This is a genomic window from Thermodesulfovibrio sp. 1176 (genome assembly GCF_029946585.1).
GTDB lineage: Bacteria > Nitrospirota > Thermodesulfovibrionia > Thermodesulfovibrionales > Thermodesulfovibrionaceae > Thermodesulfovibrio.
In genome coordinates, this window is record NZ_JARZRZ010000002.1 from 323,799 (window position 1) to 344,148 (window position 20,350).

At 33.4% G+C, this 20,350-nt stretch carries 24 protein-coding genes; 13 read left to right on the forward strand and 11 right to left on the reverse strand.

Annotated elements, in window-relative coordinates; genetic code table 11:
• Positions 1-2 precede the first annotated feature (2 nt).
• The 11 genes from QI155_RS05525 to QI155_RS05575 are packed head-to-tail and all read right to left on the reverse strand — an operon-like array spanning position 3 to position 9,251.
• The gene (locus QI155_RS05525) at positions 3-710 is read right to left on the reverse strand and encodes a lysophospholipid acyltransferase family protein (RefSeq protein WP_068858718.1); all 708 of its coding nucleotides are present in this window, start codon (positions 708-710) and stop codon (positions 3-5) included.
• Positions 707-1,375: a 7-cyano-7-deazaguanine synthase QueC gene (gene queC, locus QI155_RS05530; RefSeq protein WP_068858717.1), complete on the reverse strand. Its 669-nt coding sequence runs from the start codon at positions 1,373-1,375 to the stop codon at positions 707-709. Before queC ends, QI155_RS05525 begins: the two co-directional genes overlap by 4 nt.
• The gene (gene plsY / locus QI155_RS05535; protein WP_068858715.1) at positions 1,372-1,962 is read right to left on the reverse strand and encodes a glycerol-3-phosphate 1-O-acyltransferase PlsY; all 591 of its coding nucleotides are present in this window, start codon (positions 1,960-1,962) and stop codon (positions 1,372-1,374) included. The genes queC and plsY overlap by 4 nt, the downstream gene beginning before the upstream one ends.
• Positions 1,959-2,495, reverse strand: a complete 537-nt coding sequence (gene pgsA / locus QI155_RS05540) for a CDP-diacylglycerol--glycerol-3-phosphate 3-phosphatidyltransferase (protein WP_068858713.1) — start codon at positions 2,493-2,495, stop codon at positions 1,959-1,961. The genes plsY and pgsA overlap by 4 nt, the downstream gene beginning before the upstream one ends.
• Positions 2,476-3,492, reverse strand: a complete 1,017-nt coding sequence (rfaE2, locus tag QI155_RS05545; protein ID WP_143600624.1) for a D-glycero-beta-D-manno-heptose 1-phosphate adenylyltransferase — start codon at positions 3,490-3,492, stop codon at positions 2,476-2,478. The genes pgsA and rfaE2 overlap by 20 nt, the downstream gene beginning before the upstream one ends.
• Positions 3,470-3,895, reverse strand: coding sequence for an NUDIX hydrolase (locus tag QI155_RS05550; RefSeq protein ID WP_068858711.1), 426 nt, complete (start codon positions 3,893-3,895; stop codon positions 3,470-3,472). The genes rfaE2 and QI155_RS05550 overlap by 23 nt, the downstream gene beginning before the upstream one ends.
• Positions 3,895-4,962 (reverse strand): RIP metalloprotease RseP, encoded by a 1,068-nt coding sequence (gene rseP / locus QI155_RS05555; protein WP_068858709.1) that lies wholly within the window; start codon positions 4,960-4,962, stop codon positions 3,895-3,897. The genes QI155_RS05550 and rseP overlap by 1 nt, the downstream gene beginning before the upstream one ends.
• Positions 4,959-6,104: a 1-deoxy-D-xylulose-5-phosphate reductoisomerase gene (locus QI155_RS05560; RefSeq protein ID WP_068858707.1), complete on the reverse strand. Its 1,146-nt coding sequence runs from the start codon at positions 6,102-6,104 to the stop codon at positions 4,959-4,961. Before QI155_RS05560 ends, rseP begins: the two co-directional genes overlap by 4 nt.
• A 9-nt stretch (positions 6,105-6,113) precedes the next feature.
• On the reverse strand, positions 6,114-6,902 hold the full coding sequence (locus QI155_RS05565) for a phosphatidate cytidylyltransferase (protein WP_068858705.1): 789 nt from the start codon (positions 6,900-6,902) through the stop codon (positions 6,114-6,116).
• Positions 6,883-7,590, reverse strand: coding sequence for an isoprenyl transferase (locus tag QI155_RS05570; RefSeq protein WP_068858703.1), 708 nt, complete (start codon positions 7,588-7,590; stop codon positions 6,883-6,885). The genes QI155_RS05565 and QI155_RS05570 overlap by 20 nt, the downstream gene beginning before the upstream one ends.
• Before the next feature lie 2 nt (positions 7,591-7,592).
• On the reverse strand, positions 7,593-9,251 hold the full coding sequence (locus QI155_RS05575; protein ID WP_068858701.1) for a VCBS repeat-containing protein: 1,659 nt from the start codon (positions 9,249-9,251) through the stop codon (positions 7,593-7,595).
• A gap of 126 nt (positions 9,252-9,377) precedes the next feature.
• On the opposite strand from QI155_RS05575, the gene QI155_RS05580 reads away from it, so the two are divergent.
• The 13 genes from QI155_RS05580 to atpD all read left to right on the forward strand — a co-directional run bounded on the left by QI155_RS05580 (position 9,378) and on the right by atpD (position 20,335).
• Positions 9,378-10,220, forward strand: coding sequence for an Mrp/NBP35 family ATP-binding protein (locus tag QI155_RS05580; protein ID WP_068858699.1), 843 nt, complete (start codon positions 9,378-9,380; stop codon positions 10,218-10,220).
• Between the two features lie 40 nt (positions 10,221-10,260).
• Entirely contained in the window at positions 10,261-10,776 is a 516-nt protein-coding gene (gene lptC / locus QI155_RS05585) for an LPS export ABC transporter periplasmic protein LptC (RefSeq protein WP_068858697.1), read from the forward strand.
• A complete protein-coding gene (gene lptA / locus QI155_RS05590; protein WP_068858689.1) occupies positions 10,757-11,239 on the forward strand; it encodes a lipopolysaccharide transport periplasmic protein LptA in 483 nt (160 codons plus the stop codon). Before lptC ends, lptA begins: the two co-directional genes overlap by 20 nt.
• Positions 11,236-11,973: an LPS export ABC transporter ATP-binding protein gene (gene lptB, locus QI155_RS05595; protein WP_068858687.1), complete on the forward strand. Its 738-nt coding sequence runs from the start codon at positions 11,236-11,238 to the stop codon at positions 11,971-11,973. Before lptA ends, lptB begins: the two co-directional genes overlap by 4 nt.
• A complete protein-coding gene (gene rpoN / locus QI155_RS05600) occupies positions 11,973-13,385 on the forward strand; it encodes an RNA polymerase factor sigma-54 (RefSeq protein WP_068858685.1) in 1,413 nt (470 codons plus the stop codon). The genes lptB and rpoN overlap by 1 nt, the downstream gene beginning before the upstream one ends.
• Before the next feature lie 12 nt (positions 13,386-13,397).
• Positions 13,398-13,919 (forward strand): ribosome-associated translation inhibitor RaiA, encoded by a 522-nt coding sequence (gene raiA, locus QI155_RS05605; protein WP_068858683.1) that lies wholly within the window; start codon positions 13,398-13,400, stop codon positions 13,917-13,919.
• A 9-nt stretch (positions 13,920-13,928) separates the two neighbouring features.
• Positions 13,929-14,780 (forward strand): RNase adapter RapZ, encoded by an 852-nt coding sequence (rapZ, locus tag QI155_RS05610; protein ID WP_143600622.1) that lies wholly within the window; start codon positions 13,929-13,931, stop codon positions 14,778-14,780.
• A gap of 123 nt (positions 14,781-14,903) precedes the next feature.
• Positions 14,904-15,323 carry a F0F1 ATP synthase subunit B gene (gene atpF / locus QI155_RS05615; protein WP_068858681.1) on the forward strand — a complete coding sequence of 140 codons (420 nt, stop codon included), beginning with the start codon at positions 14,904-14,906 and terminating at the stop codon, positions 15,321-15,323.
• Between the two features lie 10 nt (positions 15,324-15,333).
• On the forward strand, positions 15,334-15,903 hold the full coding sequence (gene atpF / locus QI155_RS05620) for a F0F1 ATP synthase subunit B (RefSeq protein WP_068858679.1): 570 nt from the start codon (positions 15,334-15,336) through the stop codon (positions 15,901-15,903).
• Complete coding sequence (gene atpH / locus QI155_RS05625; RefSeq protein WP_068858677.1) at positions 15,900-16,445, forward strand: ATP synthase F1 subunit delta; 546 nt, start codon at positions 15,900-15,902, stop codon at positions 16,443-16,445. Before atpF (QI155_RS05620) ends, atpH begins: the two co-directional genes overlap by 4 nt.
• Positions 16,446-16,451: 6 nt before the next feature.
• Positions 16,452-17,960: a F0F1 ATP synthase subunit alpha gene (atpA, locus tag QI155_RS05630; RefSeq protein ID WP_068858675.1), complete on the forward strand. Its 1,509-nt coding sequence runs from the start codon at positions 16,452-16,454 to the stop codon at positions 17,958-17,960.
• 32 nt (positions 17,961-17,992) lie between these two features.
• Positions 17,993-18,880 (forward strand): ATP synthase F1 subunit gamma, encoded by an 888-nt coding sequence (gene atpG / locus QI155_RS05635; protein WP_068858673.1) that lies wholly within the window; start codon positions 17,993-17,995, stop codon positions 18,878-18,880.
• A gap of 33 nt (positions 18,881-18,913) precedes the next feature.
• The gene (gene atpD / locus QI155_RS05640) at positions 18,914-20,335 is read left to right on the forward strand and encodes a F0F1 ATP synthase subunit beta (protein ID WP_068858671.1); all 1,422 of its coding nucleotides are present in this window, start codon (positions 18,914-18,916) and stop codon (positions 20,333-20,335) included.
• Positions 20,336-20,350: the final 15 nt, after the last annotated feature.

A 20,350-nucleotide genomic window follows, 5' to 3' on the forward strand; every position in this document is an offset into this window, starting at 1 on the left:
GCTTAATTATAACATTTTTTAAGAGAGTTTTCGATAAATTGAATAATCTGAAGATGCTCTTTAAGTCCTTTATTTTCAATATAAAGAGGCGTTCCAATAAAGAAACATATAGGTTTTGATGGGTCAATTTTACCGAAATCTTTAAAAATTTTGCCAATACCCCAGGCATCTGTTCTTAAGGCTACAGGAATAGCGGGAACCTGAGCTTTTTTGGCAAGTTTTATTCCGAGGGTATTAAATTTTGTTGGATCAAATACAACTTCCCTGGTTGCCTGAGGAAAAACTATTACTGAGATTCCTTCTTTAAGTCTCTTTAGTCCCTCATTCATGACGATTTTGTAATCTTCCTTTGGATTTTTTCTTGTAACTGGAATTGGATTTAAAGCAGACAAAACTTTCCCAAAAAAGGGATAGTGTAGAAGAGATTTTTTTACTACAAAGGTTACTCTGAACTCTCTGCCAATTACTCCAGGAAGAACAAGGGTTTCAAGGGTGCTCATATGATTTGCGATAAAAACGCAAGGAGGCTTTAAATTTTTAAGGTTTTCTGTGCCTTTAATTGTAATTTTACAGCCTACATCTCTCATCATATTAAGAATTTTTAAGCCATCTATGACCAATTCTTCGTAATTGTATTGACCTTTGTTTGCTTTAATTGCACTTAAAACAATTTTTTTTATTACATTAGTATGAAGTTTAAGTGTAATCATTTTAGTAAAGGATCTTTTATCCCAGCTTCTTCAAAGCCTTTTAATCTATATATACAACTTGGACATTTAAGACATGGTTTTGGTGGCTCACCTTGTGGATAATAGCAACTCCAAGTAAGAGAGTAGTCAAGTCCGAGTTCAATTCCCTTTTTTATTATTTCTGTCTTTGTTAAATAAAGAAGAGGTGCTTGAATTTTAAATTTTATAGTACCTTCTACCGAGGCTTTGGTTGCAAGGTTTGCCATATATTCAAAGGCTGAAAGATACTCAGGTCTACAGTCTGGATATCCTGAATAATCAACAACATTAGCTCCAATAAAAATGTATGGTGTTTGTAGTACTTCTGCCCAAGCAAGAGCAAAACTTAGAAATATAGTATTACGAGCTGGAACATAGGTAACAGGAATTCCTTCTTGAGTATCTTTAGGTATTTCAATTTTTGATGTTAATGCAGAACCCCCAATTTTTCTTAAATCAAAGGAAACTATTAAATGTTCTTTTACTCCAACATGTTTTGCGACTTTTTTAGCAAATTCAAGCTCAATTGAATGCCTTTGTTTATAATCAAAAGATATAGCATAACATTCAAATCCTTCATTTTTTGCTAATGCAAGAGTAGTTGAAGAATCAATGCCTCCACTTAGAAGTACTACAGCCTTTTTCATTTGGTTTCTCCAATCTTTGGTTCTGTACCTTTAATTAATCTTTTTATATTTGAAATATGTCTTAAATAAATAATAATTGTAAAGAGCCATGTAAAAATTAAAAACTCTTTCGGATATCCTAAAATTATAACATTTAATGGAAGTAAAGCAAATGATAAGAGCGCTCCTAAAGAGGAAATTTTACTGATTTTGACAGTGACTATCCAGATAAGTACAGTAATAAAGCCAACTAAGGGCATAGAGGCTAAGAGAACTCCTAAAGATGTTGCTACTCCTTTGCCTCCCTTAAATTTAAGAAAAGGTGTAAAACAATGTCCAAGTATGGCAAGTAATCCAACTACACCAATTAAAATTAAATTTTCACTGTATGGCGATATTTTTACAATTAAAACAGGAACGAATCCCTTTAATATATCAAGTATTAAAGTAATTAAAGCTTCTTTTCTACCAATAATTCTCATTACATTGGTTGCACCAATATTTCCACTGCCAACTTTTTTTAGATCAATGCCCTTTGCTTTACCAATAAGGTATCCCCAGGGAATAGAGCCAAAGAAAAAGGCAAAAAGGCAAAAAAGAAAACTCATTTTATGTTCCTCCAAAAATGAAAGATATATTGAAAACCAGAAAATAAAGCTACAAAAGTTGCAATGTATATTAAAAGAAGTCCTAAATCGTATAGATCAACCCCATATATTTCTTCTGCAACAAGCAGAAGTAGAATTGATATCATCTGGATGACTGTTTTTGCTTTACCAGCTGTTTCAGCAGGAATAACAACTCCATGCGATAAGGCATAAAAACGTAAGGTTGTAATGATAAATTCTCTTAAAATTATAACTGTTGCTATCCAAGCAGGAACTCTTGCTAAATCAACGAGAATTATAAGGGCAGAAATCACAAGAAGTTTATCTGCTATGGGGTCTAAAATAATACCTAACTTTGTTATTTGTTTAAATTTCCTTGCTAAATAACCATCAAGAAAATCTGTTACAGAGGCAATTAAGAACAAGAATGCCCCAAATTGAGGATTTGTAGGTGCTTCTATTATAAAAATTGGAATAATAAATATTCTTAAAATTGTTAATGTTGTAGGAAGATTAAAAGTTCGTATATTCATCTATAAATTTGTACCAGAGTTCTTTTGCCTTTAAAATTATATCACAGATCTCTCTTACAGCTCCCTGTCCAGCTTTATTTTCAGTTATGTAGTCAACCCTTTTTTTTACTTCTTCGTGGGCATCTGCTGGAGCAAAGGATAATCCAACTCTGCTAAGAATTGATAAGTCAATAATATCGTCACCCATTGCAGCAATTTCATCTTTTTTTAAATTATATTTTTCAACTATTCCATTAAAAACTCTCAATTTTTCCCTTATTCCTTGATGAACCTCTGTAATTCCGAGTTCTTTCATCCTTCTTTGAAGTGCCTTTGATTGTCTTCCAGTAATCACAGCAATATTGATTCCTATTTTATGAAGCATTACAAGTCCATGTCCGTCTTTTACATTAAAAATTTTGAGTTCGTTTTCTTCATCATCAAGAATAATGTCACCAGATGTTAATACTCCATCGACATCAAGAATGAGAAATTTTATTTTTTTTGCTTTTTCAATTAAAGAGGCTGACGACTGATGGATAAAGCTTGTATTGGATTTGGTATATTTCTTTATTATTCTATTTATTATTTCAGTTGTTGAAATTCCATCCATGTATGGAAGGCTATAGACTTCTTTTACAAGATCTGCTCCTACAATTTCATTAACCTTCCAGTCTCCTCCTTTAACAATAACATCAGGTTGAAGATATTTAATCAAATTATACGGTGTTTCTTCATCAAAAAATGTTACAAAATTGACTACTTCCAGGGCGGAAAGCACTTCTGCCCTTTCATGTTCTGGATTAATTGGTCTTAGGGGTTTTATTTTTTTTACTGAAATATCAGAGTTTATGGCAACTATTAAAATATCACCAAGCTTTTTTGCTTCTTTTAAATAGCTTATATGTCCTACATGGATTATATCAAAGCATCCATTTGTGAAAACAATTTTTTTCCCTTCCTTTTTTAATTTATCTATTTCTTTTTTGAGTTCTTCAGGATTTAAAATTTTGGGCATAAATTTTCTCTAAAGCTTTCTTTAAGATTTCTTTGTCTGTTGAATAGGTTATTTTTTGTATAGCCTCCTCAGGGCTAAACCATTCTGCAGAGTCAATTTCCCATTGAGGAACTATTTGTCCATTAGTGTATTCAACAAGAAAATATTTTACGGTTTTAAAATATTTTTCTCCGTTTAAAACAAACCAGTAAGAGGTTTCTCCAATTTCATCAATTATTTTACCCTCTATACCTGTTTCTTCTTTTATCTCTCTTAGTGCTGTTTCCTTGGGTTCTTCTCCTTTTTCTATCAATCCCTTTGGTAAAGCCCATACTTTACTATCCTTCGTAGAAATAAGAAGTATTTTTAAATCAGTATTTTCAAATTTATAAACAACTCCTCCAGCAGAAGAGACTCTTTTCATTAAGGCATCCTTCCTGGATTTAGAAGTCTTAAAATGTCATTATAAAAGGCAAGCATCATTAATGCTACAAGAAAGACTATTCCAATTTTTTGAGAAACTAAAATGAATTTTTCACTTAATGGTTTTCTCCTTATTGCTTCAATTAAGAAGAACAAAATATGACCACCATCCAAAATAGGAATTGGTAAAAGATTAAGAATTCCAAGATTTATACTTATTATCGCAGCAAAGCTTAAGAAACTTATTGCCCCTTGCTCAGCTGTTTTACTCGCAGCTTGAAATATGAGGATAGGCCCTCCTATGACTTCTGTTGAGACAACTCTTTGAAATATTTTTACAATGGTAAGATAGGTAAGTTCAACAATCTCGTAACATTTTTGAATAGATTTATTTAAAGCAGAGACAGGTTCTTCCTTTTTTATAAAAACTGCTCCTTCATCAGGTTTTATTCCGATTTGTCCAACAACTATCTTTTCTCCAAAAAGATTTTTAGATTCCTTTGCTTGAGGAGTTATTTGAAGCTGAAAAATCTCGTTATTTCGTTGAATTCTAAAGATTAGATCTCTGTTGGGATTCTGTTGAATAAACTGAGCCATATCAAACCAATTTGTAATTTTTTGTCCTTCTATTTCTAATATTGTATCTCCGCTTTTTAGTCCTGCAGAATAAGCAGGGGAGCCTTCCATAACTTCACCAATTACTGGTTTAAGGACAGGTACTCCGCTTACAAATATAATCCAGAAAAGAAGAACAGCACTGAATATATTAAAAAGAGGACCAGCAAGAACAATAAAAATCTTTTTATAAACTGGTTGATGTTTAAAAGATTTCTTTTCATCAATTATTTCATCTCCAACTTCCTCTCCATACATTTTTACATATCCACCAAGAGGAATAGCACTTATAAGATATTCTGTTTCTCCGATTCTTTTCCCGATTACTTTAGGTCCGAAACCAATCGAGAATTTAAGAACTCTTACTCCACTTAGTTTTGCAGCCAAGAAATGACCAAGTTCATGAATAAATATTAAAAAACCAAAGAGAATGACCGCGTAAATAAGGCTCATTTTTTTATTTCCTCCAATGCTTTTTTTCTTGCCCAGCTGTCAGCTTCAAAAATTTCTTCTATACTGTTAGGATAAAAAACCCTATGGGTATCCATAACTTTTTTAATCACTCTGTATATATCATTAAATTTTAACTTTCCTGAAATAAAAGCTTCAACAGCTATTTCATCAACGGCATTCAAAACAGTTGGCATACTTCCTCCAAGCTTTGCTGCCTCGTAAGCAAGGGCAAGGCATGGAAAAACATTAAAATCTGGAGGTTCAAAATTGAGTTCTCTTAGTATGTTCCAATCTATTGATGGAATTACATTTGAGAGTCTCTCAGGAAGTGAAAGTGCCAGTGCAATGGGTGCTTTCATATCAGGATTGCTCATCTGAGCAAGATAGGTTCCATCAATAAATTCAACGAGGCAGTGGACTATGCTTTGTGGATGAATTAATACTCCTATTTTTTCCACAGGCATGTTAAAAAGGTAATGAGCTTCAATCACTTCAAATCCTTTATTCATAAGTGTTGCTGAATCTATAGTAATTCTTTTCCCCATTTTCCATTTAGGATGATTTAGAGCTTGCTGAGGAGTTACATTTTCTATCTCATGTATTTTTTTGCCTCTAAAGGGTCCTCCAGAGGCTGTTAGCCAGATTTGTTTTATATAAGGTTTGTTACATCCATTTATGCACTGGAAAACAGCACTATGTTCACTATCTACAGGAATTATTTTAGCTCCGCTTTTTTCAGCTTCTTTCATTAATAAATTTCCAGCCATAACAAGACTTTCCTTATTTGCAAGTGCTATAGTTTTTCCAGCCTTTATAGCTTCATAAGTAGGAAGAAGCCCTGCAGCACCAACAATGGCTGAAAGAATAATATTGGCTTCTTTAAGTTTTGCAATTTCACAAATTCCTTTTATCCCTCTAAGTATTTCTACTGATTTTATTTCTTTATTTAATTGTTCACAGGCTTTTTCATCATAGACTGCCACATATTTAGGTTTAAATTCCTTAATTTGCTCTTTAAGAATGTTGATGCTACTTTTTGCTGCAATTCCTAAGACTTCAAATTTTTCAGGAAACTGTCTGATTACATCAAGAGCACTTTTTCCAATAGAACCTGTACTACCTAATATTACAACTTTTTTCAATATTTCCTCCTACATAAACTTCATAGAAAAATAAAGGAGAATTCCTCCGAAAAGCATACTATCTATTTTATCAAGCAATCCACCATGTTCTGGAAACAGTAAGCTTGAATCTTTTACTCCTGCATCCCTTTTAAACATTGATTCTACAAGGTCTCCAAATATTGAAATGATACCAATTAATAACCCTGTTATAACAAGTTTATAGAATGGTATAGATAACAAAAAATAACCTGAGATTAGAGATGCTAATGTTCCACCAATAACTGAACCATAAGCACCTGCCCAAGTTTTTTTAGGACTTACTTCTGGATAAAGTTTACGATTGCCAAATCCTTTTCCAATATAATAGGCAAAGGAGTCTGCTATCCATACAACAGCATAAAGATATATAATCCATTGCCATCCATCAATTCGTAAAAACCAGTGAAAGGAAAGTAAAGCAGGAATATAAAGAATTCCTATTAAAACAGGTGATATTTCATAGAGAGAATTCTTGGGGTCCTTTTTAAAAATTAAGCGAAGCGTTGTTATTGCTACAAAGGCTAATCCATAATAATGCAGGGCAAACTTATAATAAAAACAGTTAAGCAAAAAAAGGATTACAGAGAATAAAACTCCAGTGAATATTAAGAAATTAGGGGTTTTATATATTTTTAAAAATTCCCACATGCCTATTGCACATATTAAGGTAAGTAGTCCTAAAAAGAAGTAAGGAGGTAATTTCACAATTATAAAAATTAATAGAGGTAAGGCAATTAAAGCAACGATAATTCTTTTTTTATGCCCCTGTAAACTCACTTATTTTGCCAAATCTCCTTTGTCTTTTCTGAAAATCAAAAATAGCCTCTATAAACTCTTCTTCAGTGAAATCAGGCCAAAGAGTTTGTGTAAAATAAAATTCCGAATAGGCTGACTGCCATATTAAAAAATTACTTAATCTTTGTTCTCCTGATGTTCTTATTATAAGATCAGGATCAGGAGTGCCTGCAGTATCAAGCATTGATGTAAAAATATTTTCATTAAGTTCATCAGGTTTTATTTTATTTTTTATGATTTTTTCTATTGCTCTTAAGATTTCATCTCTGCCACTATAGCTTATTGCAAAATGAGCAGTAAGTTCAGAGCAATTCTCTGTTGCTTTTTCTGTTTCTTCAATTATTTTAAGAATTTGTTGAGGTATCATCTTTCGATTACCTATCATTTTGAATCTAATTCCTTCAGAGATAAATCTTGGAGTTTCCTTTTTTAAATGATTTTGCAGTAACTCCATAATTATCTCTACTTCTTTTTTAGGTCTTTGCCAGTTTTCTATTGAAAAGGCGTAAAATGTAACCACATTAATATTCAATCTTTTTGCAGCTTGTATAATTTCCTTTACTTTTTCTACACCTCTTTTATGCCCTTCATAACGAGGTAGTCCTCTCATTTGTGCCCATCTTCCGTTCCCATCCATTATTATTCCAACATGTTTTATAAATCTGCCCATTTTTAATATTTAAAGGAAAGGATATGAAGAATTGTTTCGAAAGGACTTTCTCCTTGAAGAAGTCTTCTTGGATTGAAACCAAAAGGAGGTTTCACAAGAACAAATAGTTTATCTGAGGAAACTGCGTAATCAAGTATTTCTCCTGACATTTCCTCTGTAATAGCGGTTTCCTCAACACCTATTCCTGTCCATTGAAGAAGTTGAAGTTTTGAACTTCTGTACCCAAAAGTGGATAGATTAACAAGCCCTAATAAAGGTTTTTTTTCTATAACAATTACGCCATTACTTAAAGGTTTTATTCTACTTTGAACTTTCCACTTTCCAAGACTTAACATTGAAATTCCCGTTTGTTTTTCATATTGTAGCCCGTATCCTAATGATTCCTGTGAACGCCAAAGAGGAATTCCTTTGCTATTATACACAGCAAGGGAACCATCATCTTCCCATTTAAATATGATATCTCCTAAAAGATAAAAATCATAGATGTTAGCTTTAACAGGAAGATTTAAAAATTCAGCAGTTTGATAGGTTGTTTTTTGTGGAGTTATATAAAAAATTTTTCCTTCAAAGCCAAAAGAAGGGGAATAGGTTTGAGCAATTAATTTTCCATTATAGATTCTTAAGAACAAATCATTAAGTCTTGCAATTTCATAAAATCTGTCTTCCATCCATTTGATTATCAATGAAATTACTCGATCATCTTTTTTTATGGTTGTTATAATTTCATCTTTTCCATCTCTGTCAATATCTCCTGTATCAAACCAGAGAATATCACCACTAATAGGTAATATATAATTACTTTTAAGCTTCATGTCTACATTTATAAGATAAAGACTTATTTCACTGTCAGAGGCAATTAAAATCTGATTTTGGCTTATTCCATCAAAATTGCCCGTGGCAATTCTATTAATGCTTCTTGAAAGTCTATAAGAAAGAAGGGTGTGTCCCTCAGGGACTATTAATGAAGCATATTTTTTTCTTAGTTCACTAAGAGCAACAGAGGGAATCTCAATTTCTGAGCGAGAAAAAAGTTTTTTATCTTTAACCCAGTAGAGTTCTTGAGATAGTTTTAAATTTCCATCTTGTTTGGACTGATTGAGTATAAGCAAAAGATCAACATTTTTTGCATCTTTTAGAAGTTTCTCTGGTTCAGTTAGATTTATAGGAGCATCGATTATTTCGAATCTTTCAGTGCTTTTAAGATCTCTGTAGTAGCCTTCTCCAACGGCCCACTCAGTATTCCCTTGAGCATATAAGATTCTTATTTTTGATTTAGGTATCTTGAATAGAAGAAATTCTTTACTTTCAAAATCAATATTTTTTTCAATTACAAGAGCTTTTGCAGAGTTTTCTTCAGCTGTTAAAACTTCTGCAGTACCGACTATTTTTTCTGACTTGCCAATAACCTGTCTTGTAACAGGATGAATTAAAGGAACAGTTTCTTCAAAAAGAATTATTCTTTGTCCTGGTTTTATTAATTCCTTTCTACCTTTATCAATAATTATATAATCTTTTTCAATTTTTGTTACTTTTCCTTTAACCTCGGGGAAATAGGAGAGTATTTCCGTTTTTATTGGAAGAAATATCTCAGATGCAAAAGATTTCGGAGATAATACAAGAATAAAAATTAAGCATAAAAATATTTTAATGAAGAAATGCATTTAAAAGTTTATACTAAAATCGTATTTTAAGTCAAAAATTTTTAATTTTTTAGCTGTGCTTGATTTAATTTGAATTTAATGTTGTTTTATGGGTTATATTAAAAATAATAAGTCTCAAGGAGGTGTATGAAATTGACAGAGGAGAGAAAAAGTTGCCAATGCGAAGAAAGAGAGCAAGTAAAAAGAGAAGTTGCTTTAAGGTTCAATTTAAATGCAATTAAGAAAAAATTTTTAGTCCTTTCAGGAAAAGGAGGAGTTGGTAAAAGCACTGTTTCTACAAATCTTGCAGCAGGATTATCAGTAAAGGGTTATAAGGTAGGATTATTAGATATTGATATTCATGGTCCAAATATTCCTAATATGTTTGGACTCGAAGGACATGCTCCAATCGTAACTGATTTAGGTATTATGCCCTTGGTTTATTCAGAAACATTGAAGTTAATTTCAGTTGGATTTTTCCTTGAACAAAGAGATCAAGCAGTGGTGTGGAGAGGTCCTATTAAACACAGATTAATTGAAAATTTTTTAACAGATGTTCGCTGGGGAGAACTTGATTTTCTTGTTATAGATTCTCCTCCAGGAACAGGCGATGAAATTATATCAATTGTTCAAATCTTAGATAAGGTTGATGGAGCAATAATTGTAGCTACCCCTCAAGATGTGGCATTAGCGGATGTTAGAAGAACTTTAAGATTCTGCAAGGATGCTTCAATTCCAATATTAGGAATAGTTGAAAATATGAGCGGATTTATATGCCCTCACTGCGGAAATAATGTTGAAATATTCAAAACTGGAGGAGCAGAAAAACTTGCAGAACAATATAAGGTTCCCTTTTTAGGAAGAATTCCTATTGACCCTCAAATTGTATCAAATGGAGATGAGGGTAAACCATTTATGCTGTTTTATCCCGATAGTGCGCCAGCAAAGGCTTTTTCCAATATAGTTAAAAAAGTGGTTGAAGCACTATAGTTATTTTATTCTGTTATTCTATGTTATAGTTAAAGCAGATATGAGAGTTATACTAATTATTGCTATGATTTTAGTTTCTGCTATTGTAATATTGTTGGTTTCAAACATGGAAAAAGAATCTTCTGTAAAGGTTAAAATTTCAATGGAGGGGTCTACATTTAAAGATGCTCAGTATATTCAGAAGAAAGACAATCAAGTTAAGCTCATGCTTAATACCAAGGAAACCTTTATGAGTGATGATGGTAAATTGATGGAATTAAGGGAAGTCAGTATATATTTCCCTGAAAAAAACTTTACTGTTAATGCTGTAAAAGGATATTACTATCCAGATAAAGGAGATTTTATTTTTACAGAAAGTGTTGAAGGTATATCTAAGGATTTTAAAGTTATAGCTACAGAGGTCTTTTATAGCGGAAAAGACAACATGCTTTATTCGGAAAAGCCACTTCAAATTCGGGGGAAAAATTTCATAATAGATGGTAACAGTGGTAAAGCAACTTCTGATTTGATAGAATTAAAGAAAGGGGTGAACGCAATTGTCTATCCTAAAAAGTAAATTAATTATTCTGTTTTTTACTATTTTGTGTATTGGTTATGTTTCTGCAGAAGAAAAAAAGGACATTGTTCAGCCAATTGTGATAACTTCTCAAACATTAATTAATGACAGCAAAACAAGGACTGCAACCTTTGACGGAAATGTTATAGCTAAAAGAGGCGAGGTTACTTTATATGCTAATAAAATGATAGTTTATTATGAAGATGAACAAAAGGGTGGGAATATAAAAATGATTGAAGCAATAGGAAATGTAAAACTTACAAAGGGCGATAGAGTTATAACTTCTCATAAAGCTACATATTACCCAGAACCAGAGGAAAGAGTTGTTTTTTTAGGGGAACCAAGGGCAACAGAGGGAAAGAATTTAGTTACAGGTGAAAAAATTACATATTTTATGAAAGATGAGCGAGCAATGGTAGAAAAAAGCAGAGTCTATCTTAAAGAGAGAAAAACAGGTAAATGAGCTATAGTTTAAAAATAGAAAAACTAAAAAAAAGCTTTGGTAAAAAAGAAGCAGTGAGAGGTATAAGTTTTTCTTTACAAAATGGAGAAGTTGTTGGTTTATTAGGTCCAAATGGTGCAGGGAAGACAACAACATTTTATATGATAACAGGAATAATAAAACCAGACAATGGAAGAATTTTTCTTAATAGTAAGGATATTTCTTCAATGCCTATTTATGAGAGAGCAAGGCTGGGATTAGGTTATCTTCCTCAAGAGTCTTCAATATTCAGAAAGTTGACTGTAAGAGATAATATCAAAGCAGTTCTTGAAATTAAGTATGAAAATGATAAAGATGCATTATCTAAGATTGACGAAGAAGTGAACGAGATTCTCAAAGAATTTAATTTAAAAGAGTTTGCTGATAGAGAAGGATATAAACTTTCAGGCGGTGAACGAAGAAGAGCAGAGATCGCAAGGGCGATTGCCTTAAAGCCTATTTTTATGCTTTTTGATGAACCTTTTGCAGGTATTGATCCTTTAGCAGTAGTTGAATTGAAGAAAACAATAAAACATCTTAAAGATAAAGGTATAGGTGTTATAATTACAGATCATAATGTAAGAGAGACTCTTTCTATCACTGATAGAGCCTTTATAATTCACAATGGTGAACTTCTTGCTGAAGGTTCTCCTGAGCAACTTATTAATGACAAAATAGTTAGAGAGGCTTATCTGGGGGAGGATTTTAAACTATAATGGCACTTGAGCAAAGAGTAGACCTTAGATTAACACAAAAGCTTGCATTAACACCTCAGTTACAGATGCAACTTAAGCTACTTCAACTTCCTCAGCTTGAATTAAGCCAATATCTTCAAATTGAGTTGCTGGAGAATCCTTTACTTGAATTAGATGAAGAAACAGAGAGTTCAGAAGAAGCAGAATTAACTCAAACAGAAGATGAACCTATCATTATTAATAAAATTGAAAATATTATTGTAGATGAATATTTTAATGAAAGGGCTGATGATGGAAGAGATTTAGGTTACTTTAACCCCGGTATAGAGGAAAAACCTTCCTTTGAACTTTTTTACTCCACATCAAAAGATTTATGGGAACACTTACTATGGCAGTTAAGACTAAACAAGTCTGATGACAGGATTAGATTAGTTGCAGAAATAGTTATAGGGAATATTGATGAAGATGGCTATCTTAAAGCAACTGAGGAAGAAATAGCCAAACTTGCAGAGACAGATTTAGAGACTGCCAGAAAGGCAATTTCATTGGTACAGGAATTTGACCCACCTGGAGTTGGTGCAAGGGATTTAAAAGAATGTTTATTATTACAGATAAAAAACTTAGGATTGGAACAAACAATCATTTATTCAATAGTTGAAGAACATTTAGAGGATCTTCAAAGAAAAAAATATGAAAAGATTGCAAAAAGATTTAATGTATCAATTGATGAAATTTTTCAAGCAATAAAAATAATTGAAAAACTTGAGCCAAGACCGGGAAGAAATTTTGCACAGGGAGCTTCCTTTACACCTGTTCCAGATGTTTATATTAAAAAAGTTAATGATGAATATCAAATTATACTTAATGATGAAGGCATTCCTAAAATTAGACTAAGCAATCTTTACAATGAACTTGTCAAGTCTTACAAGTTATCTGCCGAAGAGAGAAAATTTTTTAAGGAAAAATTTAAAAATGCTGTGGATCTTTTGAAAAGCTTAGAACAAAGGAATAGAACAATTTACAGAGTAACAGAAAGTCTTATTAAATTTCAGAGAGAATTTTTTGACAAAGGAATCTCTCATTTAAAGCCTCTTAATTTAAGAGATATAGCGGAAGATATAGGATTACATGAAAGTACAATAAGCAGAGTTACTTCTAACAAGTATCTTGCCTGCGACCATGGAATTTTTAGTTTTAAATTTTTCTTTGGAAATGCATTAAATTCAAGCACGGGAGCAATTTGTTCATCAAAAGTAAAAGAGTTAATTCAAAAAATTATTAGTGAGGAAAATCCTGAAAATCCACTTTCAGATAGTGAAATATCAGAAATATTAAAAAAGCAAGGGATAGATATTGCAAGAAGAACTGTTGCAAAATATAGAGAAGAACTTAAAATACCACCTAAATCAATAAGAAAGGTAAAAAAATATTAAGGAGGACCGGGTATGAAGTTAAATATCAAAGGAAGGAATATTGAAGTTACCGATGCCTTAAGGCAGTATATTGAGAAAAGATTGAGCAAATTTAGTAAATTTTTAAATGATCTATCTGAAGCAGTGGTTACAATAAGTACTGAAAAGTTTACTCATAAAATAGATGTTCTATTGAAAGTTAACGGACATCTAATTCAGGCAGAGGGAAAAACAGAAGATTTGTACTCTGCTGTAGACCAGGTCGTAGAAAAACTTGAAAAACAGGTACTTAAATATAAGGAAAAAATTCAAAATAAAAATAAGAAAGATAATACTAAACATCTTGCAGTTTCTGAAGAAAAAGCCGAAACAGTTAAAAGGATAGTAAAATTCAAAAAATTTGATTTAAGACCCATGACACCAGAGGAAGCAGTTGATCAAATGGAACTTCTTGACAAAGATTTCTTTATTTTTTTGAATTCTTTTACAGGAGATGTGAATTTAGTTTATAGAAGAAAAGATGGTAATTACGGTTTAATAGAACCGGCAAGATAAGGTTTTACTTTGATTAGTAGTCCAAACATAGTTATTGTTACAGGGCTTTCGGGAGGAGGAAAAACTGTAACTTTAAGAACTTTGGAAGACATAGGTTTTTTCTGTATCGACAATTTACCAGTTCCTCTTGTCTTTAATTTTTTAAAAAATATTAGTGAATATGGCTATCATGAAAAGGTCGCTTTTGGTATTGATATCAGAGGATATAATTTTTTCGAAAGTTCTTTAGAGTTCATAAAAGAAATCAAAAAAAATTATAAAACAGAAATTCTCTTTCTTCATGCTGATGAAGAAACAATTCTTAGAAGATATAAGGAAACAAGAAGGCCACATCCTTTATCTTCGCAATACAAGGATTTAATTGAGGCAATAAGGCAGGAGTATATTTTGCTTTCTCCATTAAGAGAATTATCAGATAAAATAATTGATACAACTAATTTAAATCCACATGAATTAAAAGCCCTTATCCGAGGTATATATGAAGGAGAGACATCTTATCCTGTTATTACAATAATTTCTTTTAGTTTTAAAAAAGGTATTCCCCTAAATTCAGACTTAGTATTTGATGTAAGATATCTACCAAATCCTTATTTTGTTCCAGAGCTTACGGATTTTACTGGCAAAGATATATTAGTTAGGGATTTTGTTTTAAAGCAACAAGAAACAAAAGAATTCCTTGAACATATTAAAAATTTTCTAAATTTTGCCTTACCTAACTATAAAAAGGAAGGCAGAGCCTATTTGACAATAGCAGTTGGTTGCACAGGAGGAAAACACCGATCAGTTGTAATTGCCGATGAAATTTCCGATTTCATAAAGAGCTTGTTATTTGATGTATCAACGATTCACAGAGATTTATAAGAAAAATTTAATGATACCATAAAAATTTAAAATTGATAATTTCTTGACAAAATAAGCTGTATATGGTATCTTGTCATGCAGTTGTTTTAAAGCACAAAAAATCTAACAGAAAGAAGGTGGGGTATGTTAGAGTTTAACAATTGGTTTTTTGTATTAATGATTCAATTTTTTGTCTTAATGTTTATCCTAAATGCTATTCTCTTTAAACCAATGATTGAGCTTTTTAGTCAGCGGGAACAAATGATTAAGGGTGCCCTAGAAGAAGCTCAGATCATGAATGAGAAAAAGGAAAAGGCTATTGCGCAGATGAATGCTGATTTAGCAAATGCAAAGGCACAGGCAAAACAAATTATTAATTCCCTTAGGGAGGAAGCATTAGCCTACCAAAGAGAGGTTATTTCCTCTGCAGAAAAAGAAGCAGTTCAAATGATTGAAAAGGCAAGGGCAGAAATCAAAGCAGAAACTGAAAGAGTAAGAGTGATGCTAAGACAGGAAGTTGAAAGATTATCTGACGAGATTGTCAATAAACTGATAAAAGTATGATGGAGGCGATATGAAAAAGTGGATAATTTTAACCTCATCAATTATGGTATTAACTGCTGTTAATGCCTTTGCTGCTGCCGGTGGTGAGCCTATAGGAGGAGATTTAAAAGATTGGATATTTAAAACAATCAATTTTGCAATATTGGTTTTTATTCTTGTTAAATTTCTTGGAAAACCTATAAAAAATTTTCTTGCACAAAGAAAAGAGCTAATTGAAAAGAGCATTAAAGAGTCACAGGAAGCAAAAGAGCTTGCTCAGAGAGCTTTACAGGAAGTTGAGGAGAAGCTAAAACTTAAAGATAAAGATGTGCAAGATATAATAGAGTCAGCTAAAAAAATTGGTGAACAGGAAAAACAACAAATAATTCAAGAAACCGATAGAATGAAGGAGAAAATTCTTGAACAGGCTAAAACTAATATAGAGTTTGAGGTAAAGATGGCAAAGAATGCATTGAGGCTTGAAGCTGCGGAGTTAGCAATTCAATTGAGCGAGCAAAAGCTAAAAGAAAAAATAACACCTGAAGAGCAAGAAAAGCTCCTTCAGGAATCAATAAAAATTATAGAGGGGCGGAAAAATTGAGAAAGGTTAGAGGAGCTAAGGCAAAAAAATATGCAAAACAATTTTTAAGCCTGGTGAATCTTGACCAGGTTCCAGAAATTGTAGTTAAACTTGAGACAGTATCAACTCTCATGCAGAAGGAAAAGCAATTCAGAAACATGCTTACTTCTCCTTCCTTTAAGGATGAGGAAAGAGTTGGAGTGATAAGTTATCTCTGTGAAAAAATGAATTTACCTGAAGAGGTGAAAAAATTTTTAAGTTTTCTCAGTATCGAAGGAGTTCTTGTTGGGTTAGGGGAAATTGTGAGGTATATCAATGCACTTTATTTAGAGGCTAAGAGAAAGGTAAAAGGAGTTGTAACAAGTGCTATAGAGTTACCTGATAGTATAAAGCAAAAAATTATCGAATCTTTAAAAGTAATCACAGGAAGAGATGTGGAATTACAGTATGAGATTGATCCTGAATTAATAGGTGGGGTAAGAGTTAAAATTGGAAGCACAATGTATGATTTGAGCATAAAAGGCCAGTTGGGTCTTTTAAGAGATAAGCTTATAAAGGGGTGAGAAACTATGGAACTTAAGATGGAAGAAATTAGTGAGTATCTTAAAAAGCAGATTGCTGACTTTGAGAAGAAGGCTGATGTCAGCGAAGTAGGAATTGTTACCTCTGTTGGTGACGGTGTTGCAAGAATTTATGGATTAGACAACTGCATGGCTTCTGAAATGCTGGAGCTTCCAAACGGAGTTTATGGAATGGCTCTTAACCTTGAAGAAGATAATGTAGGTGCTATTCTTTTTGGTGATGACAGACTTGTCAAAGAGGGTGACATTGTTAAAAGAACTGGAAGAGTTATGGAAACTCCAGTTGGTGAGGAGCTTATTGGAAGAGTTGTTAATGCCATCGGAATGCCCATTGATGGCAAAGGCCCAATTAATGCAAAAGCTTCAAGAAAAGTTGACGTAATTGCACCTGGAATTATTAAAAGACAGCCTGTTAAGGAGCCTCTCCAGACAGGTATTAAGGCAATAGATGCAATGATTCCAATAGGTAGAGGACAGAGAGAGCTTGTTATTGGTGACCGTCAGACTGGTAAGACAGCTATTTTGCTTGATACAATTATTAACCAGAAAGGACAAAACTGCATATGTATATATGTTGCCTGTGGACAGAGACGTCAAAGTGTTGTTCAGGTTGTTGAAACTCTTAAAAAATATGGAGCAATGGATCACACAATAGTTGTTGCAGCAACAGCATCTGAGCCAGCATCCATGCAGTATATTGCACCATATGTTGGCTGTGCAATGGGTGAATATTTCAGAGATAAAGGTATGCATGCATTAGTATGTTATGATGACTTAACAAAACAGGCATATGCATACAGACAGGTTTCATTGATTCTTAGAAGACCACCAGGTAGAGAAGCTTATCCTGGTGATGTTTTCTATCTCCATTCAAGATTGCTTGAAAGAGCAGCAAAACTCTCTGATGCTGAGGGCGGAGGTTCTCTTACAGCATTACCAGTTATTGAAACACAGGCTGGAGACGTTTCTGGATATATTCCAACAAATGTTATCTCTATTACAGATGGTCAGATATATTTAGAGCCAGAACTCTTTTATGCTGGTGTCCGTCCAGCAATTAATGTAGGTCTTTCAGTTAGCCGTGTCGGTGGTGCAGCACAGATCAAAGCAATGAAGCAGGTTGCAGGTATGTTAAGATTAGACCTTGCTCAGTACAGAGAACTTGCAGCCTTTGCCCAGTTTGCAGCAGATCTTGATAAAGCAACAAGGGCATTACTTGAAAGAGGGCAGAGAATGGTTGAACTTCTTAAACAAGATCAGTATGTTCCAATGCCTGTTGAAGACCAGATTATGTTAATTTTTGCAGGAACACAGGGACATCTTGATGATTTACCTGTCTCTGCTATTAAAGCCTTTGAACAGGGATTCTTAAGCTTCATAAGAAGCCAGAAAGAAGACCTTAGAAAGGAAATTAGAGAAAAGAAAGAGCTTGATGATTCGCTCAGACAGAAAATAACTGATGCTATTTTAGAGTTTAAGAAGACTTTTCAGCCTTAATTAATAAAAAAACTGAAGCTAGGAGCTGTTAAATGCCGACATTAAGAGATATAAGAAAAAAGATAAAGGCAATACAGGGTACAAAGAAAATAACCTCTGCCATGAAAATGGTGGCAGCAGCTAAGCTCCGTAAAGTACAGGACAACATGCTCAGATACAGACCCTATGCAACAAAAATGCAACAAGTTCTTGCAGATTTATCAGGAGCTGTTGAGACAAGAGGTGATGTTCCCCCCATACTTTTAAGAAGACCAATAAAAACAGTAGAGGTATTAGTAATAACCTCAGACAAAGGTCTTTGTGGAGCTTTTAACACAAATATTTTAAGGGCTGCTCATAAAGAAATAAATAGACTAAAAGGTGAAGGATTAAATGTCGTATTATCAGTTGTTGGAAGAAAGGCAAGAGATTACTTTAAAAGAAGAGATTTTGCGCTTAAAAATGTATGGACTGGGATTTCAGGAAGGCTTCAGTATACACATGCTCAAATGATAGCACAGGAGATGATAAATGCCTATGTAACTGAAGCAGTTGATGAAGTAGTAATTATTTTTAATGAATTTAAATCAGTAATAGCTCAAAGGGTAGTAATTAACAGATTATTGCCTATTGGCAGAATTGATGCTACACCTACAGAACAGCCTACTTTTATACCATTTACTTATGAACCGAGAGCTCCTGAGCTTTTTGCCATGTTATTGCCAATTTATATTGAAATTCAGATTTATAGGGCACTTTTAGAATCTCAAGCAGCTGAAGAAGCAGCAAGGATGACAGCAATGGATAATGCAACTAAGAACTGTGATGAATTAATAAAAAAGACAACACTAATAGCCAACAAAGTAAGACAGGCATCCATTACAAAAGAGTTGATGGATATTGTTGGTGGTGTTGAAGCATTAAAACAAAGTGAAGGATAAAATTTTAATAAAGAATAAAGGAGGTTTTATATTATGAACGTAGGTAAAGTTGTACAGGTTATCGGAACAGTTGTCGACTGTGAATTTGAAGGGCAGTTGCCAGAGGTTTTGAATGCATTAAAGATAGATGAACCTGGTGATCCAGCAAAAGGTATTCCAGAAATTCATCTTGTTTTGGAAGTTGCTATGCATCTTGGTGAAAACAGAGTAAGAACTATAGCAATGGGATCAACTGATGGACTTATAAGAGGAATGAAAGTTGTTGATACAGGCGCACCTATAACAGTTCCTGTTGGAAAACCTGTTCTTGGACGTATTATAAATGTTATCGGTGAACCTGTTGATGAGGCTGGACCTATTCAAGCTCAGGATAAATATCCAATACACAGGATAGCTCCAGAATTTACTGAACAATCTCCAACTACTCAACAGTTTGAGACAGGTGTTAAAGTCTTTGACCTTCTTGTACCGTTCGTAAGAGGTGGTAAAATGGGAATGTTTGGTGGTGCTGGAGTTGGTAAAACTGTCGTTATTATGGAGATGATTCATAATATTGCAATGAAACACGGTGGTGTTTCAGTTTTTGCAGGTGTTGGAGAAAGAACTCGTGAAGGAAATGACCTTTATCTTGAGATGAAACATTCAGGGGTTTTACCACAGGTTGCTCTTGTTTATGGACAGATGAACGAGCCTCCAGGTGTTAGAGCAAGAGTAGGACTTACAGCTCTCACAGTTGCTGAATACTTCAGAGATCAGGGACAGGATGTTTTGATATTTATCGATAATATATTTAGATACACCCTTGCTGGTTCAGAGGTTTCTGCACTTCTTGGAAGAATGCCATCTGCAGTTGGTTATCAGCCAACACTTTCAACAGAAATGGGAGCATTACAGGAAAGAATTACAACTACTGCAAAGGGTTCTATTACATCCATGCAGGCAATTTATGTTCCTGCAGACGACTTAACAGACCCTGCAGTTGCAGCAGTTTTTGCTCATCTTGATGGTACAGTTGTTCTTTCCCGTCAGATTGCAGAGCTTGGAATTTATCCTGCCGTTGACCCTCTTGACTCTACAAGCCGAATTCTTGATCCAAGAGTAGTGGGAGATGAACACTATCAGGTTGCAAGAGGTGTTCAGGCAGTGTTACAGAGATATAAAGAATTACAAGATATTATTGCAATCTTAGGTATTGAAGAACTTTCAGAAGACGACAAACTCACCGTTGCAAGAGCAAGAAAACTTCAAAGATTCTTAAGTCAGCCATTCCATGTTGCAGAAACCTTTACTGGAACACCTGGAAGATACGTTAAACTTGAAGATACAATAAAAGGGTTTAAAGCTATCCTTGATGGAAAATACGATGACCTGCCAGAGCAGGCATTCTATATGGTTGGTCCAATTGAAGAAGTTGAGGAGAAAGCGAAGAAGATGGGATACACAAGACAGGTTTAATTAAAGGAGTGAAGA

Bases quoted from the DNA above. Each gene is read 5' to 3' on its own strand.
- rpoN (WP_068858685.1), top strand. From the start codon at position 11,973: ATGGCACTTGAGCAAAGAGTAGACCTTAGATTAACACAAAAGCTTGCA.
- lptC (WP_068858697.1), top strand. From the start codon at position 10,261: ATGAGAGTTATACTAATTATTGCTATGATTTTAGTTTCTGCTATTGTA.
- pgsA (WP_068858713.1), bottom strand. From the start codon at position 2,495: ATGAATATACGAACTTTTAATCTTCCTACAACATTAACAATTTTAAGA.
- rseP (WP_068858709.1), bottom strand. From the start codon at position 4,962: ATGAGCCTTATTTACGCGGTCATTCTCTTTGGTTTTTTAATATTTATT.
- queC (WP_068858717.1), bottom strand. From the start codon at position 1,375: ATGAAAAAGGCTGTAGTACTTCTAAGTGGAGGCATTGATTCTTCAACT.
- atpF (WP_068858681.1), top strand. From the start codon at position 14,904: ATGTTAGAGTTTAACAATTGGTTTTTTGTATTAATGATTCAATTTTTT.
- raiA (WP_068858683.1), top strand. From the start codon at position 13,398: ATGAAGTTAAATATCAAAGGAAGGAATATTGAAGTTACCGATGCCTTA.
- QI155_RS05580 (WP_068858699.1), top strand. From the start codon at position 9,378: ATGAAATTGACAGAGGAGAGAAAAAGTTGCCAATGCGAAGAAAGAGAG.
- QI155_RS05575 (WP_068858701.1), bottom strand. From the start codon at position 9,251: ATGCATTTCTTCATTAAAATATTTTTATGCTTAATTTTTATTCTTGTA.
- atpA (WP_068858675.1), top strand. From the start codon at position 16,452: ATGGAACTTAAGATGGAAGAAATTAGTGAGTATCTTAAAAAGCAGATT.
- lptB (WP_068858687.1), top strand. From the start codon at position 11,236: ATGAGCTATAGTTTAAAAATAGAAAAACTAAAAAAAAGCTTTGGTAAA.
- atpD (WP_068858671.1), top strand. From the start codon at position 18,914: ATGAACGTAGGTAAAGTTGTACAGGTTATCGGAACAGTTGTCGACTGT.
- QI155_RS05570 (WP_068858703.1), bottom strand. From the start codon at position 7,590: ATGGGCAGATTTATAAAACATGTTGGAATAATAATGGATGGGAACGGA.
- rfaE2 (WP_143600624.1), bottom strand. From the start codon at position 3,492: ATGCCCAAAATTTTAAATCCTGAAGAACTCAAAAAAGAAATAGATAAA.
- atpF (WP_068858679.1), top strand. From the start codon at position 15,334: ATGAAAAAGTGGATAATTTTAACCTCATCAATTATGGTATTAACTGCT.
- QI155_RS05550 (WP_068858711.1), bottom strand. From the start codon at position 3,895: ATGAAAAGAGTCTCTTCTGCTGGAGGAGTTGTTTATAAATTTGAAAAT.
- atpG (WP_068858673.1), top strand. From the start codon at position 17,993: ATGCCGACATTAAGAGATATAAGAAAAAAGATAAAGGCAATACAGGGT.
- plsY (WP_068858715.1), bottom strand. From the start codon at position 1,962: ATGAGTTTTCTTTTTTGCCTTTTTGCCTTTTTCTTTGGCTCTATTCCC.
- QI155_RS05525 (WP_068858718.1), bottom strand. From the start codon at position 710: ATGATTACACTTAAACTTCATACTAATGTAATAAAAAAAATTGTTTTA.